Origin of the sequence: Gluconacetobacter aggeris (assembly GCF_014174395.1) — a bacterium.
GTDB lineage: Bacteria > Pseudomonadota > Alphaproteobacteria > Acetobacterales > Acetobacteraceae > Gluconacetobacter > Gluconacetobacter aggeris.
The window spans coordinates 16816-33043 of record NZ_JABEQD010000014.1 but is presented as its reverse complement, the minus strand read 5'-3'; the positions used below and the strand labels follow the sequence as shown (position 1 = coordinate 33043).

The 16228-nt window shown below is 65.2% G+C and carries 13 protein-coding genes; 7 read left to right on the top strand and 6 right to left on the bottom strand.

The window, feature by feature from the left end:
* The first annotated feature begins 311 nt into the window (after positions 1-311).
* The 6 genes from HLH36_RS16100 (at position 312) to HLH36_RS16075 (ending at position 9015) form a co-directional block, all read left to right on the top strand.
* Positions 312-2036, top strand: a complete 1725-nt coding sequence (locus HLH36_RS16100; protein ID WP_182987347.1) for an amidohydrolase — start codon at positions 312-314, stop codon at positions 2034-2036.
* Positions 2037-2123: 87 nt separating this feature from the next.
* Positions 2124-3398: an ArgE/DapE family deacylase gene (locus HLH36_RS16095; protein WP_182987346.1), complete on the top strand. Its 1275-nt coding sequence runs from the start codon at positions 2124-2126 to the stop codon at positions 3396-3398.
* Positions 3399-3532: 134 nt separating this feature from the next.
* The gene (locus HLH36_RS16090; protein WP_246376959.1) at positions 3533-5890 is read left to right on the top strand and encodes a TonB-dependent receptor; all 2358 of its coding nucleotides are present in this window, start codon (positions 3533-3535) and stop codon (positions 5888-5890) included.
* 58 nt (positions 5891-5948) lie between these two features.
* Complete coding sequence (gene pepT, locus HLH36_RS16085) at positions 5949-7232, top strand: peptidase T (RefSeq protein ID WP_246376957.1); 1284 nt, start codon at positions 5949-5951, stop codon at positions 7230-7232.
* A gap of 74 nt (positions 7233-7306) precedes the next feature.
* Complete coding sequence (locus HLH36_RS16080) at positions 7307-7528, top strand: DUF3311 domain-containing protein (protein WP_182968846.1); 222 nt, start codon at positions 7307-7309, stop codon at positions 7526-7528.
* Complete coding sequence (locus HLH36_RS16075; protein ID WP_246376955.1) at positions 7525-9015, top strand: sodium:solute symporter family protein; 1491 nt, start codon at positions 7525-7527, stop codon at positions 9013-9015. Before HLH36_RS16080 ends, HLH36_RS16075 begins: the two co-directional genes overlap by 4 nt.
* A 106-nt stretch (positions 9016-9121) precedes the next feature.
* Here HLH36_RS16075 and HLH36_RS16070 read toward each other — a convergent pair whose 3' ends face one another.
* Positions 9122-9685: a cupin domain-containing protein gene (locus HLH36_RS16070; RefSeq protein WP_220790570.1), complete on the bottom strand. Its 564-nt coding sequence runs from the start codon at positions 9683-9685 to the stop codon at positions 9122-9124.
* 349 nt (positions 9686-10034) lie between these two features.
* Between HLH36_RS16070 and HLH36_RS16065 the strand changes: the two genes are divergently transcribed.
* Positions 10035-10991, top strand: a complete 957-nt coding sequence (locus HLH36_RS16065) for a LysR family transcriptional regulator (RefSeq protein ID WP_182968847.1) — start codon at positions 10035-10037, stop codon at positions 10989-10991.
* A gap of 12 nt (positions 10992-11003) precedes the next feature.
* On the opposite strand, the gene HLH36_RS16060 is transcribed toward HLH36_RS16065, so the two are convergent.
* From HLH36_RS16060 to HLH36_RS20115, 5 genes are read right to left on the bottom strand one after another with little or no spacing between them, the layout of a single operon-like run.
* Positions 11004-11591 (bottom strand): CoxG family protein, encoded by a 588-nt coding sequence (locus HLH36_RS16060; protein WP_182968848.1) that lies wholly within the window; start codon positions 11589-11591, stop codon positions 11004-11006.
* Positions 11588-12493: an NAD(P)-dependent oxidoreductase gene (locus HLH36_RS16055; protein ID WP_220792892.1), complete on the bottom strand. Its 906-nt coding sequence runs from the start codon at positions 12491-12493 to the stop codon at positions 11588-11590. Before HLH36_RS16055 ends, HLH36_RS16060 begins: the two co-directional genes overlap by 4 nt.
* 7 nt (positions 12494-12500) lie before the next feature.
* Entirely contained in the window at positions 12501-14867 is a 2367-nt protein-coding gene (locus HLH36_RS16050) for a xanthine dehydrogenase family protein molybdopterin-binding subunit (RefSeq protein ID WP_182987344.1), read from the bottom strand.
* On the bottom strand, positions 14860-15336 hold the full coding sequence (locus HLH36_RS16045; RefSeq protein WP_182968851.1) for a (2Fe-2S)-binding protein: 477 nt from the start codon (positions 15334-15336) through the stop codon (positions 14860-14862). Before HLH36_RS16045 ends, HLH36_RS16050 begins: the two co-directional genes overlap by 8 nt.
* Positions 15333-16214 carry an FAD binding domain-containing protein gene (locus HLH36_RS20115; RefSeq protein ID WP_182987343.1) on the bottom strand — a complete coding sequence of 294 codons (882 nt, stop codon included), beginning with the start codon at positions 16212-16214 and terminating at the stop codon, positions 15333-15335. Before HLH36_RS20115 ends, HLH36_RS16045 begins: the two co-directional genes overlap by 4 nt.
* Positions 16215-16228 lie beyond the last annotated feature (14 nt).

The following is a 16228-nucleotide window of genomic DNA, read 5'->3' as shown; positions in this document are numbered from 1 at the left end:
CACAGCACAACGAATAAAGCATCTTATTGCCGTATCGAATCGTCATGTATGACAAATGCATGAGAACCACCAGTCAGGATATATTTGAGAGAAAATAACAAAAATAATAAGTTACATTTCACGTATCAGCATAAAATTTACGTATATGTCAATTTATTTTTATTATATTTATAATAATTATCAAGTTTATGTTTTATTTTTGAGAGAATTTATATCTAATTGTCAGTTTTGAAAGGTTTTTTATTTTGTTTTATGAATTAAATGCTTTCCGTTTTGTAAAATTGCTCCTGGAGTGAAGGACAAGGATGTCGATGACCAGATCGTTTCGGGACCAGATCGCCGGCGCCATCGTCGCATGCATGGTCCTGCCGTCCCCCTCCGTAGCCCGGGAGGGCGCCGACATCATCTTCCACAATGGCAAGGTGCTGACGGTCGACCGTCATTTTTCCGTCGCCGATGCCGTCGCGATCAGGGGCGATCGGATACTGGCGGTCGGCGACGAGTCGATTTTGGATCGTTTTGATGCCCGGCAGGTGATCGACCTTCACCACCATGTCCTGATGCCGGGCTTCACGGATACGCATGTCCATATGCTGCCCATGTCGCACCGTCAGGTCAGTCTGGAAGGAGCGAAATCCATCGCCGACATCCAGGCTCGGCTGAAGCAGAAGGCGTCGGTGTTGAAACCCGGCGAGTGGATCACCGGAAATGGATGGGACGAAGCCCAGTTGGCCGAGCGGCGGGTCATCACGCACGCGGACATTGATGCCGCTGTGCCGGACAATCCCGTGCTGCTGACACGGGCAGGCGGCCACTCCGCCGTTGGAAACGCGCTGGCGATGAAGCTGGCGCATATCGGCCGTGCGACCCCCGACCCGGTGGGGGGCATCATCGAGCACGATGCCGCCGGCGAGCCGACCGGCATCGTTCGCGAGCGCGTCGATCTGTACCGCCGGCTCATTCCCCTGGATTCATGGGAGGAATTGAAGCCGACCTATGTGGCGTCCATCCGGCGGCTGATTCCGCTGGGCATCACGAGCTTTCATTCCGCGACGACCTCGATCGACGACGAACCCGTCGGCCTGGGCGGGATCGCCGATCCGCCGCCGACCCTGACCTTCCGCCGCCTGCAGGCCATCTACCGCCAGCAGGGCGAGGCATTGCCCCGGGTGACGACCTATATCGCCTATCCCGGGGCGCGACGGCTGGCGGAATACCCGCATCATAGCGGCTATGGGGACGATCGCGTGCGCCTGGGCGGCATCGGCGAAAATCTTGTCGATGGCGGCTTTACCGGCCCCACGGCATGGCTGCTGGCGGATTATAAGGGCCAGCCCGGCTTTCGCGGGCGAGGCTTCTTCACCGATGCGCGCTTGCAGGAGATGGTCGATACGGCGGCCAGGACCGGATGGCAGATGGCACTGCATACGATCGGCGACGCGGCCATCGTCCAGACGGTCAGGGCTTACGACAAGGCGTTGGCCACCATCCCCGGTCCCGACCGCAAGGGCCGCGACCGTCGCTGGTTCCTGTGCCATTTCACGATCATGCCGCCGGAGGCGACCATGGAGACCATGGCGCGCGACGGAATCATGATCGTACAGCAGCCGAATTTCCTGTATGATCTGGAGCGCCGGTACGAGGACAATCTGGACGACTGGCGCCTGGCCCACAACAATGCCGTCGCCACGCCCAACAGGTTCGGCCTCCGGATCGCCTTCAGCAGCGACAACCTGCCGATCGGCCCGATGGTGGGCCTGTACGCCGCGATAACGCGCAAGGGACCCGACGGCCGGGTCCTGGGCGGCGGCGAGGCCGTCTCGCGCACCGAGGCCATCCGGCACTACACCATCGATCCGGCCTATTTCTCGTGGGAAGAGAACAGCAAGGGCAGTATCGAGCCCGGAAAGCTGGCCGACATGATCGTCCTGGACCAGGACATCATGACGGAGCCGGAGCAACGGATTCTGGATACGCATGTCCAGATGGTCATGATCGGCGGCAGGATCGTCTATCGGCCCGATATCCCGCTTTAACAACGACATTTCCATTCACGTGCCATCATGGCCGCTGCCAGCCCGCGCCCGCCCATGAATGGCCCACGACGAGCGACAGGACGGACGATGCTGAAGACCGACGATATCAGGAACGCGGTGGCGGAAAACTGGTCCAGCCAGATCGCATGGCTGTCGGAACTCGTATCCTTTCCCAGCACGCGGGGAGAGGAAGCCCCCTGCCAGGACTGGCTGGCGCGCGAATTCCGGTCGCGCGGGTGGGCGGTCGACCGCTATACGCTGGACGATGTCGCGATCGCCCACCTGCCCGGATACTCGCCGGTGCACGACACCGATTACGCGCGGGCGGTGCAACTGGTCGCGGCCCTGCGCGCGCCCGTCCAGCGGGGACGCAGCCTGATCCTGCAAGGCCATGTGGATGTCGTGCCGACAGGGCCGGCGGAGATGTGGTCGTCGCCGCCCTTCCGCCCCGTCATCCGGGACGGACGCCTGTATGGCCGCGGCAGCTACGACATGAAATCGGGCGTCTGCGCCATGGTGTTCGCCCTGGACGCGCTGCGGCGCCTGGGAAAGGCGCCGGGTTCCGACGTGTACGTCCAGACGGTGACCGAAGAGGAATGCACCGGCAATGGGGCGCTTTCCACCCTGGCGCGGGGATATCGCGCGGATGCCTGCCTGATCCCGGAACCGACGGGGCAGAATATCCTGCGGGGCACTATCGGCGTCATGTGGTTCCGGCTGGTGGTGCGGGGCAATCCGGTTCACGTCCATTCCGCCGGCAGCGGCGCGAACGCGATCCTTTCGGCCTATCCGATCCTGTCGGCCATCCAGCAGGAGGTGGCGCGGCTGAACCGAACTCTGGGAGACGACCCGTGGTTCTCACGGATCGAAAACCCGATCAAGTTCAACGTGGGCAGGATCAGGGGCGGGGACTGGGCCAGCAGCGTTCCCGCCTGGTGCGCGGTCGACTGCCGGATCGGCGTGCCGCCCGGCCGGGACCTTGCCGTCTTTCGCGCCGATATCGCGGCCGTCGTGGAGGCAGCGGCACGCCGCGACCCGTTCCTGCGCGACAACGGGCCGGAAATCGTCTGGAACGGCTTCCAGGCCGAGGACTATGTCCTGCCGCCGGGATCGGCTTTCGAGGACACGGTGCGTGCCGCGCATCGCGACGTCACCGGGACCGAGGCGGAGGAAATCGTCCTGCCGGCCGTCACGGATTGCCGGTTCTATGGGCGCTATTTCAGCATTCCCAGCCTGAGCTACGGCGTTTCGGGCGCCAATGCGCACGGATATGACGAATATGTCGACCTGGACACGCTGAAGTCCGTCACCTGCACACTTTCCGTATTCATATCGAAATGGTGTGGCCTGGAAGAGATATGACTCCGTATTCGTCGATATTTTATTGAAAAATACAACGAACAACAAGTAATTAAATACAGAAATTCTTTACCGAATACACGTCAGGGGACAAAAATATCCTGACGAACAGATATGCACAGGAAAAGGACAGACATATGACGATCGATCCCGGTACCCCGGCCCTCCCCCCGGCCACGTGCAGGACAGGCACGGCGCCTGGCCTGAAGATCCTGCTGATGGCGGGTGCCTGCTCCCTGTATCTGGGCCAGGGCGATGCCCGGGCAGCGTCCGCGCCGCAGGACAGCCCGCACGCCAGGACGACCGGCGCGCCCGGGGCCAATGGCGGGTCCAAGGCGGGCAGCGCGTCCAGGGCCGAAAACATCACCGTCAGCACAGTGCGCCGCTATTTCCATTTTCAGGAGGCGCAGACCCAGCCGGACTCCGCGACCCGCCTGACGGGCGAAACCCTGACCAGAAAGGGCGTGGTGAGGAATACCGACCTGCAGAACCTGGCCCCCAACGTGACGATCCAGTCGCTGATGGGCACGGCCAGCACCAATTATTTCATCCGCGGCATCGGCATGAGCGATTTCACCCAGAACAATATGTCATCGGTCATGACCTATGTGGACGGAGTCGCCTTTCCACTCAGCACCATGTCCAACGGCATGATGTTCGACCTTGCGAATGTCGATATCGTGCCGGGCCCGGTGGGCACGACGCATGGCATGGCGGATTCGGGGGGCGAGGTGAATATCCATACCGCCGACCCGACGGATACCTGGCATGGCGGGGTGACGGAGGATATCGCCAGCTATGCCCGCAGCCGGACCGACCTGTATGTGTCCGGACCACTGGCCCGCAACCTGTCCTTCCGCATCGCCGGCCAGACCATGCATGGCGGCGGATGGCAGTACAGCCCGATGAACCACACCCATCTCGGCGATGCGCAGGAGGGCGGCCTGCGGGCCAAGCTTCGCTGGACGCCCGACGAGAAGACCGAAATCATGCTGACCGGGCACTGGGTCCAGGACGATTCCAACGTCATCGTGGGCCGTCCGGTCAAGAACGTGCTGCCCGCATTCTCCAACCCCATGCCGTCCTACCAGCAGGCGAACTGGAACATGACCCGGCCGTTCGCGCAACTGGTCGGCCGCCCGTCGACGCTGTATCCCAGCGAACACAATACGTTCTGGGGCGCAGATCTGAGGATGCGGCGCGACCTGGGCTTCGCGACGCTCCAGAGCATCAGCGCCTACGAAACCGAGCGCGAGGGCGAGTTCACCGACCAGGACGGCCTGACCTACTCGACCGGCAACGCCTATCGCAACATCGTCGCCAACTCCTTCTCGCAGGAACTGCGCCTGGCGTCGCAGGCCCGTCAGGCGCCCCTGCAATGGGCGGTCGGGGCGTTCTACAACCGGGTCAGGGTGTTGCAGAGCTTCTACTACGATTTCCTGGACTACCGGGGATTCATGACCGAGACGCCATTCCGGCAGAACCAGCAGACCTTCTCGCAATATGCGAACCTGTCCTACCGCCTGCCGGCGCATGTGACGCTGTTCGGCGGCATCACGCATGAATCCGACGACCGGCAGATGCTCGGCCTGGAAACGAACCATTACAACGCCAGCCTGCAGCAGATCGCGTCCCTGAAATTCCACGACGAGGGGGCGGAGGCCAACCAGTTCAGCGGCAATGCCGGCATACAGTGGCAGGCGCGCCGGAACCTCCAGCTTTACTTCAAGGTCTCCAAGGGCTTCAAGCCGGGCGGATTTTCGGCCAACGACACGGTCGTCCAGGACCAGTTGACGCCCTTCAAGCCGGAAACAGTGCTGGCGTACGAAGCCGGATTCAAGAGCGACATCATTCCCAACGTCTTCCGCCTGAACGGGGCCGCGTTCTATTACGATTACCACGACCAGCAGATCCTGGGCATCTATGTCGCCCCGAATTATGGAACATTAGGTCGGTACACCAATATTCCCAAATCCGAAGTCTGGGGCATCGAGTTCAATACCGAAATCCACCCAGTGAAATATCTCTTCATCCAGCAGAATTTCGGCTACGAGCGCGGAAAATTCCAGCAGTTCCAGCAGGTCAATCTGGCGACGGTCGATGCGTACTATGCCGCGACGGGGGTGTGGAAGCCCTTCTACCAGGATTATGGCGGCGTCGATTCCGGCATTCCCAAGCTGACCCTCAACGGTTCGGCCGACTACCGGCTGCCGGTGTTCACGCATTATCAGTGGGAAACCGGCCTGGACTGGACATACCGCGATTCCCAGGCCCTGACGCCAGGCGGACTGGGATATCAGCGGCTGCCCAATTATTTCCTGCTGGGCGCCCATATGACCTACCGGCCCCTGAAGGGGCCATGGTCGGCGACGGTCTATGCCACCAACCTGCTGAATCGCCAGTACGCGGTGGCCGGAGGACAGACCACGACGACCTATCTCTGGTTTTCCGGCGAGCCGCGCTTCATCGGCGGCCGGGTCAGCCTGCAATATTAGGATCGCCCCCAGGTTCGTCCGCGCCCCGCCTGGCATATCCAAGGAAAGTCATCCAACAATGTGCGAGAACCCTCCGGACGCGGCGCGCGATCCGGACGACATGCTGCGACATGAGCTGACAGGGCGCTTTTTCCGCTACCTGTCCATTCCCAGCCAGAGCGACGCGGCGGCGTCCGGCCTGCCCAGCACCCCCGGCCAGCGGAAGATGGCCGATGCGCTGGCGCGGGAACTGGCCACGCTGCCGGGAATCCGCGACGTGCATCTGGACGACGACACATGTTGCGTGACGGCACGCCTGCCCGGGACCGTGCCCCAGGCCCCGGCCATCGGCTTCGTCGCGCATCTCGACACCGTGGATGTCGGGCTGGCGCCGGAGATCCGGCCGCAGATCCTGCGCTACGAGGGGGCGGATCTGTGCCTGAACGCACGGGAAGGGATCTGGCTGCGCGCGGCCGACCATCCCGAGCTGGATCGGCATGCCGGCCAGGAGGTCATTTTCGGTGACGGCTCTTCCGTGCTGGGGGCCGACAACAAGGCGGCGATCGCGACGATCATGACGTTGCTGGCTCGCCTGCCGCACGCGGTTCCGCTGCGGGGGGACGTCGTCGTCGCCTTCGTGCCCGACGAGGAAATCGGCCTGAATGGTGCGCGGGCGCTGGATTTAGCCCGTTTTCCCGCCGATTTCGCCTATACGATCGACGCCTGCGCGCTGGGCGAGATGGTTTATGAAACATTCAATGCGGTCAACGCGACGATTCGCATTACCGGTGTCCCGGCACATCCCATGTCGGCCAAAGGGCGGCTGGTCAATCCGGTGACGCTGGCGGCCGAATTCATGTCGCTGTTCGATCCGATGGACGTGCCGGAACAGAGTGACGGCCGGCAGGGCTATTTCCTGTTCACCGCGATCGAGGCGAACGGCGCGGAGGCGGTCCTGTCGCTGTCGCTCCGCGATTTCGACTGGACCGCGATGGCGGCGCGCCGCCGGACGGTGCTGGCGCATGTCGAACGGATGGAGCGGCGTCATCCCAGGGCGGGATTCTCCTGCGTCTTTTCCGAGCGATACAGAAACATAGCGGAGAGCCTGCCCGGCGACGATCGCTCGGTGAGCCTGCTGACGCGCGCCATGACGGCGCTGCGCATCGCACCGAAGGTCATCGCCATGCGCGGATCGACGGACGGCGCGGTGATTTCGGCGCGCGGTATTCCGACTCCCAATTATTTTACCGGCGCCCTGAATTTCCATTCCCGCTTCGAATGCCTGCCGGTGGCGGATTTTCTCTCTTCGTACCGGGTCACGGAGCAGCTTGTCCGCCTTGCGGGCGCGGACGCATGCGGGTAGCCGGATATGGCCGGAATCGAAACGAAACGACAGGATCGGTTCGGGCCTGCGTGGCACCGGACCAAGGGGGCGGCATGAAGACCGGAAGCAAGGGCGTGCGGACAATCCTGCGCCTGGGACTGGGCGGCGGGGTTCCCGCCTGCGGGATCGTTCTGCCTCTACCCTGGCTGAACCGGTTTTCCGGCCAGCTTCTGCTGGGGCAGCCGGTGCTGCTGCTATGGATCTATCTGTGGTTTTTCCTGACATCGGCCAGCCTTGGCCTGTGCTGGCTCCTGTTCGATCGCGACGCGCCATGACCGGGCAGCCTGGCGATCCCCTTGCCTTCCCGCCCCACGCCGGCCATGCCATGCCGATCGCGGCCTTCTGCGCGATCCTGCTGTCCTCGCTTGTCGTGGCACTTGTGTCCGGGCGTGGAAACGCCCGCGACGACGCGAAGGACTTCTTCGTCGCCTCGGGAAAATTCGGCGGATTCCTGGTGTTTTTTCTCTCCGCCGGAGAGAGCTACAGCGTCGGGAGCATCCTGGGATTTCCCGCCGGCGTAATCGCGAACGGAACATCCTTCGCGGTGTGGTTCCTGGGATATATCGTCCTGGCCTATCCCGTCGCCTATTTCCTGTCCCCGGCCCTGTGGACGATGGGACGCCGCTACGACGCGGTGACGGTCGCCGACCTGTTCGGGGCCCATTTCGGTCATCGGGGCCTGGAACTGGTCGTCGCGATCAGTTCGATCCTGTTCCTGATTCCGATGGGCGTGATGCAGTTCACCGGATTCCTGGTCGCATTCCACGGGCTGGGCTGGCCCATCCCGCCCTCGGCGGCGGTATGCGGGGCCGCCGTCCTGACCTTTGCCTATGTCATCGTCTCGGGCATCCGTGCCCCGGCCTATGTCTCCATCATCAAGGACATCCTGCTCCTGGCGGCGATCGTCGTCGTCGGGGCGGTGTCGCTGCGCGCCATCGGGCATCTTCCGCCGCAGGCGCGGCATGCCCCGGCGGTCCTTTCGACGCCTCTCTCCCCGCGCCAGATGCGTTTCGACATCTCCACGATCCTCCTGCAGGCTGTGGGCTTCTGCCTCGTCCCCCAGGCATTCGCGTTCAACTTCACCAGCCGGTCGGCCCGGATCGTGCGGCGGACCCAGATCATCATGCCGCTCTATCTCGTCATGTTCCCGTTTCTGATCGCCGTTGCCAGCTTCGCGATCCAGTCGCGGGTCGCAGCCGGCACGCCGAACGAGGTTTTTGTCGCGGTTGCCGGCGCGCTGCTTCCCGGGGCACTGTCCGGTATCGTCATCGCGGCGGTCACGCTAGCGGCCCTGGTCGTCTCGGCGGCCGCGTGCCTGACGATAGGCGCCCTGGTATCGCGCAACCTGCTGCACGGCCTGTCGGACGGCCGGCAGAGACAGGGGGCGCGGATCGTCATCGCGATCTATCTGCTCTGTTCGGTGGCGGGCACGCAATTTGCCAACGGAGTCATGACCACGCTGAACACCATGTTGTATCTGGGCGTTCCGCAATTGCTTCCCTGTGTCATATGCATGCTGGGCCGCGTCGCAGTTCCCCCGCCATTCCTGGCGGCCGGGATCGTCGCGGGGGATATGACCGCCATGTCGCTCTATTGGGCGGGCATCGCCGTCGGCGGCGTCAATGTCGGCTGGGTGGGGCTGCTGGCGAACGGCCTGGTCGTACTCGCCGGAAAAGGGTTCGCCTGGCTGCACAGCCGGGGCACGGTTCGCATTCCGGGGATCGCGCTCCCGGAGCATGAGGGCGGAATTCGACCTGAATGAATCTTCAGTGGGGCGGGGACGGTTTCTCGGTTGCCCGCCGCACGATCACGCGGCCGAAGCGCGGTCCGGGGGTGACAGGGCATCATCCGGGGCGGTTCATTCCCCCTCACCCGAACCGGCAAGGCCGATCCACCGTCGGCACCTCATCCGTCTGGATCACCATCAACTCCACCGGCCCATCCCCCACATTCCCGGCATCGTGCCCCACACGCCCCTGCGCGTCCTTCCGGCTCAACTGGTCTTCTCCCAGCGAGACCTCCCCCGGCCCCATCACCACCTTGTGCCCATCCATGGCAGTCACATACCACGTCCCCCGCAGTGGAATGATCCATTGCACCGTCGGGTCCGGATGCCAGACGCCATTCCAATGCGCCGGCTGCACGGTAAAGATCACCTGCGCATGGCCGCTCTTCAACCGGTCCTGCCATTGCGGCCCGGCAGGCGCCGACATGGTCTTCAGATCGAAATCCCGCACCGGACATTTCGTCATGTGGCTGATGCCATCATGATCGGTCCAGTTATGCCAATACCACATCGTCGGACGCGGCGGCGCACGCTCCGCACGGGCCGATCCGACGGCGGGCACCTGCCCGGCGAGAAGGGCAATCCCCATCACCGCACCGACTGCCTGCCGGCACGCGCGCGACCGCGGGCGATCATCGTTCCTCATGACATCCCCTCCTGGAAGCCGCCCGAAAACGCACGCCAACGACGACCCGACGCGCCCTTCCCGTGCTTCGCGGCGCACCGAGCGAAGAAAACGTTGCCGCCCGTCCCGTCGGAAACCCGCCCATCGCGGCCGAGCGTATCGTCCGACACGACGCGCATCAATACCGGACGCCCCGTCATCCAGTATCCGCCCGGGGCGGCGGGCTCTTCGCACAAGAAAATTCTGGACAGAAACAGGAGAGTCTGGTCCGATCCGTCATCGAAATAGAAATCGTCACGCTGGCCCGCGTCGAAAAGCGGGTCGCCATATTCACCTCCAGGACAGGATATCCGGGGGGAAAGGACGGATCATGGACACCATTCAGTCGTTCGATCGCTGCCTGGATGCCCGCTTCTTGCAATGCGTGCTGGAGGTGACACGCCTGGGATCCGTGCGCGACGCCGCCAGATCGCTCGGCCTGCCGGCCTCGCTGATCAGCCGCAAGATTTCGGATGCCGAGATCCGCTATGGCGTGCCGCTGTTCGAACGCACCGTACGCGGCATCATCCCGACCGAGACGGGCATGGTCATCGCCGAATATGCCCGCCAGCAGATGGACGAAAACAAGAAACTCCTGGCCTATCTGTCGAACCAGAAACGGCACCGCATCCACCAGATCTCGGTACATTGCGGCGACGGCTTCGTCGAGGACCTGACAGACCGCGCCGTCCTGCCCTTTTCCGACCGGCATCCCGGCATCCGCGTCCGCGTCACGGTCGGCAGCACCGACGACATCCGCCAAGCCGTGTCGGACGGCGTGTCCGAGATCGGGCTATCCTACAATATGGAGGATTTCAACGGCATCAACATGATCCTGCATACCCACAAGCCGCTCTATGCCATCCTGTCGGCGCAGGACGCCCAAAGTGCCGGCAGCCATATGACGATCGAGGACATCCTGGACCGCAAGCTGGCCCTGCCGACCCGCAGCCACGGCATCCGCAAGTTGCTCAAGAGCATCGAGGTCAATCACGGGGTGCACATCTTCCCCGAACTGGAATCGAACGCCTTCCGTATCCTCAAGCGGTTCGTCCTGTCCGGGCGCGGCATCACCTTCCTGCCGGTCTTCGCCGTCCGGGCCGAAATCGATGCCGGCACACTGGTCGCCCTGCCGATCGAAAACCGGCTCTGCACCGAGGCATCGGTCCATCTGTTCACCCGGGCGCAGCCCAACATCTCCCTTCCGGTCCAGCAATTCGTGGCCTTCATGCGCGAACGGCTCGAATCCCTCTCCAACGGCAATACCGCGCCGCAGGCGGTCGCCTGACCGGCCGCCTGTCTAGCGGCGACGCCCCGCCCGCAGCAACGCCGCCAGCGCCAGCAGCAGCGACATGCCGGACAGCACGAGCGCGATCTTCGATATCGTCCCTCCCTCCATCGCCGCGCGGCCTGCGGGGCCGGGCGCGGGCTCGGGCGCGGCGGCCTCTCCGCCGACGACGATCGCGGAAAAGGCCCGGAAGAAATCCTCCGTCCTGTCCCGCGCCAGCCCGTCGATCATGCGCGCGCCGACCGAGGCCAGCTTGCCGCCGACATCGAAACTGCCCTCGTAATGCAACAGCGTCGCCTCATCGCGCGCCTCCAGGCGAACACGCGCCATCCCCTGGGCAAAGCCGGCGGCCCCGCCCTGCCCCCGGCCGGACAGCACATACGAACGGCCCGGCACGATATCGGAAATCTGCGCCTTGCCCCCGAACCGCGCAGAAAGCGGCCCGATACGCGCCTCGACCTGGATTGCGTATTCGTCGGGTCCCGACAGTTCGAACAGCGTGCAGCCGGGAACGCTGCGCCGCAGGATCTCCGGATCGTTCAGCGCCCGCCATACAATGTCGACAGGTGCCGCGATCTCGTGCTGCCCTTCGATGTTCATGGATGATGTTCCTTCTGCATCATGCTCTCCGGCCCGTACAAGGTCGCCAGGGCCTGGGTCCCCAGCGCCGCGCTGCCCTCCTTCTCCAGGCGGGCATACAGGCGGTGGGCCAGTTCGGTCGCGGGCAGCACCAGTTTCAGCCGTTCGGCCTCGCGCAGCGCAATGCCCAGATCCTTGAGGAAATGCCGGACATAGAAATCGGCCCGATAATCCCCGGCGACGATGCGCGGCCCCATATGCTGCACCAGAAAGCCGCCCGCCGCGCCACCCGCCAGCATCCGCAGCAGGTCCTGCTGCTGCAGGCCGGCCCGCCCGGCCAGGGCCAGCCCTTCGCAGACGCCCATCATCGTCCCGGCGATCACGATCTGGTTGCAGGCCTTGGCCCGCTGGCCCGCGCCGGGACCGCCGAACCGGCAGATCGTGGCACCCACCCGCTCCAGCATCGACCGCATGCGCGCGAAAGCCGCCGCATCGCCGCCGACCATGATCGACAGCGTACCCGCCCGCGCCCCCGGCACGCCGCCTGAAACCGGGGCATCGAGTACCGCGATCCCTATCGCCTCGGCGCGGGCCGCGATCTCGGCCGCCAGACAGGCGCTGGAGGTCGTCAGGTCCAGACAGACCTGCCCGGCCCGGCCATGGGCCAGCAATCCGTCATCGCCCAGGTAGATTTGCCGCACATCGTCGGGCATCCCCAGCATGGTCAGGATCACGTCGGCCGCGCGCGCGACCTCGGCCACGCTGTCGACCCAGCGGGCCCCGGCCTCCTGCACCCGCGCGGCCGAGGTCCGCGTCCGCGTGTGAACCGTGACCCGATATCCCGCTTCCAGCAGGCGCACGGCGATCGGCGCGCCCATCTGCCCCAGCCCGATAAAGCCGAGCCGCCGTTTCTGCTGCGACATTCTCTTTCTATCCTTCCTGTCCCTGTGCCGCCCGGCCGATCCCGTCATGGATCGCGGCATGCAGCCGCATCGGCGTCAGCGGCAGGCACGTCACCTGCGCGCCGACAACCGACAGGGCGTCGTTGACCGCGTTCGCCACGGCGCCGATCGCCCCCATGACGCCGCCTTCCGCCATCCCTTTCAGCCCCAGCGGCGTACGGGATGACGGCGTCGCACGTGCGATGATGCGAATGGCGGGAATGTCGGCCACGGTGGCGATCGTGTAGTCGGCAAACGTGGCCGACAGATTCCGGCCCGCCTGGTCGTAGACGACGTTCTCCAGCAGCGTGCCGCTCAATCCCATCGCCACCGCGCCCGCCTGCTGCCCATGAACGACCAGCGGGTTGATGACGGTGCCGCAATTCTCCACCACCAGATAATCGAGGATCTCCAGCCGCCCGGTCTCGCGCGCGATCCGCACCCGGCACGCGTGGGTGGAGTTCGAGAACGTCATCGGCGGCGGATCGTATGTGCGATAGAATTCCAGCCCCGGCCGCATCCCCTCCGGCAGGGCCAGCGGGTCGAAATAGGCCGTGCGCGCCAGGTCGGCCACGTCCAGGCCGGTCTCCTCGCTCCCGCCGGCGCGCACCCATACGATCCTGCCGTCCCGCAGTCCCAGCCCATCGGTGGCGTTCAGACCCAGCCGGTGGGCCGCCAGCCGCAGCAGATGCGCCCGCACCTCCGCCGCGCAGAGATACAGCGCTCCCCCGCCGGCCGTCGCCCCCCTCCCGCCCCGGCTGCCCATGCCATAGGGCGAGGTGTCGCTATGTCCCAACGTGACGGCCACGTCGTCGGGGCGCACGCCCACCCCGTCGGCCACGACCTGGGCAAAGGTGGTCTCGTATCCCTGGCCCGCGGCCGCCATCCCGACCGAGGCGCTGACCGTGCCATCTGGTTCCACGATGATGCGCGCGGCCTCGTGCCCCGAGCCGCCGATGCCGGAATTCTTGTAGAAGCGCGACCCGTAGGTCGTCGATTCCACGACATTGCACAGGCCGAGCCCGTAGAGGTACCGGCCATCGTCATGCGGGCGATGCGCAGCATAGCCGATTTCGTCCAGCGCAGTTTCCATCGTCTCGGCGCAATTGACGTCGAGCAGCGTCTCGCCGCCCGGCATGACATAAGGCAGCGCCTGGTCGGCCAGCATGTTTCGGCGCCTGACCTCGGCCGGATCGAGCCCCAGCCGCCGGGCGATGACGTCCAGCGTGCCCTCCATCACCCAGCTCGCCATCGCCATGGGGGCCCGCATCGGGCCGACCCCGCATTTGTTGGTCAGGGCGACCCGGATCTCGTAACCGTAATCCGCGATCCCGTATTGCCCGGTCAGGATGATGCCCACGACCTCGGAAATGTAGTTCGCGGGATAGAAGCAATAGGCCCCGAAATCCTCGACCATCTCCAATGTCAGGCCCAGGATGCGCCCCGTATCGTCCACCGCCGCCCGGGTGCGGCACCATTGCTCGCGCGCATGGCAGGCCGCCAGCAGGTTCTCCATGCGGTCCTCCTTCCAGCGGACCGGCCGCCCCAGCCGCCGCGCCAGGGCGCATATGGCCAGCTCCTCGCGATACAGGGCGATCTTCTGGCCGAAACTGCCCCCGACATCGGGCGAGGAGACGCTGACCTGGCTGTCGCGCAGTCCCAGCCGTCGGACGATCTGCGTGCGCAGCGGATGCGGTACCTGCGAGCCGATCACCAGTGTCAGATGTTCGCGGCCCGGGTCCCACTGCGCGATGCAGCCGCGCGTCTCGATCGGCGCATGGGTCTGGCGCTGCTGGTGGAATTCGGCCTCGATCACCCGGGGCGCGGCGGCCAGGCGGGCTTCGGGATCGCCGGCGCGATGGACGCGCCGGGCCACCAGATTGGTGCCCAGCGCCTCGTCGACCAGCACGCTGTCGTCCCGCAAGGCGGCGAACATGTCGGAAACCGCCGGCAATTCGGCATATTCCACCACGATGCGCTCCATCGCCTCCTCGGCGACGTAACGATCCGCGGCAACCACGCAGGCCACCAGGTCGCCCTGAAACCGCACGCGGTCCACCGGCATGACCGGCATGCTGGTGGGCCGCAGACCCTCGATCGGCGGGGCGACGGTCAGGTCGGTCACATCCTCGGCCAGATCCTCCCCCGTCACCACCGTCACGACGCCCAGCAGCTCCAGCGCGGCCGTCACGTCGATCGAGACGATGCGCGCATGCCCATGCGGCGAGCGCAGGAAGGCGGCATGCAACGCCCCCGCGACCTTGATATCGTCCACATAGCGCGCCAGCCCGGCCAGTAGCCGGTGGTCCTCGCGGCGCGGCCGCGGCTGCCCGACATACGCCTCGCGCTCAGACATCCGCCACCTCCCGCAAGGCGGCGGAAGCCGCCATGATCGCCCGCACGATGGGCCCGTAGCCGGTGCAGCGGCACAGATTGCCGCCCAGCACCGCGCGAACGCCCGCTTCGTCGCAATCGGGATGGTCGCGCAGATAGGCGGCGAACGTCATCAATATCCCGGGCGTGCAGAACCCGCATTGCTGGGCATGATGCGTATGGAAGGCCGCGCGCAATGCCCGCAGTTCGACCGACGGAGCCCCTCCCTCCAGCGTGGTGACGGCATGGCCCTCCATCTGCACGGCAAAGAGCAGGCACGCCCGCGCCGGCTGCCCGTCGACCAGCACGGTACAGGCCCCGCAGATCCCCTGCTCGCAACCGACATGGGTCGCCGTCAGGTCCAACCGGTCCCGCAGCACGTCCGACAGCAGGTAATGCGGCTCGACCGCCACATCCCGGACCTCGCCATTGACCGTCAGGCTGATGATCATGCGCCTGCCCCCTCCTTCGTATCACCGGCCGCCCCGGCCAGGCACATGGCCATGCGCCCCTCCAGCACCGACAACAGGTAGCGACCGGCCGCGTCCTGCCCGATCAGCCCGCCCATATGCGCCACGACCCGCCGCACGACCTCGCCCCGCAGGGCCGCATCGGGACGCACGCCGCGCAGATCGTCGAACATGCCCTCCATGACCGGCGGCCGCACGGCCCCGGCCGCCACCACGATCGTCAGCCCGGCCAGTCCCCCCTGCGCATCGGCAACCAGCCGGACGGCGCAGATCAGGGCCGGAAAACTGCCGGCCGTGACATGGAACATCTCCGCCACCGCCCGCATGGCCTCGGGCTGGCGCGGAAAACAGACCGACACCACGACCTCCCCGGCGTCCAGCGCACAGTTCAGGGGCGAGCGATACAGATCGCGATAGGCCGCGGTACGGACACCCCGCGCCGAACGCAGCACCAGCCGCGCATCGAACAGCAGGGCGGCCAGCGGCATGTGCGCCGCCGGATCGGCCAGGACCAGGCTGCCGCCGATGGTGCCGCGCTGGCGCACCGCGTAATTGCCGACCCCGCCGGCCATGCGCCTCAGCAACGGCAGGTGCGTCGCCACCACCGCACTCTCGGCCACATGCTGATGCCGGACCAGGGCTCCGATCCGCAACCCGTCCTGCTCGGGCAGAATGTGGTCCATCTCCACGATGTCGTTCACGTCGATCACATGCTCCGGCCGGGACAGGCGCAGGGTCAGCATCGGCACCAGGCTCTGCCCGCCGGCCAGGATGACAGCCGCATCACCCAGCCGTGCCTTCAACCCCACGAGTTCGGCCACGGTCTGTAGCCGGTGATAGGAAAAAGGAGCTGGTTTCACCGCGTCATCCTGCC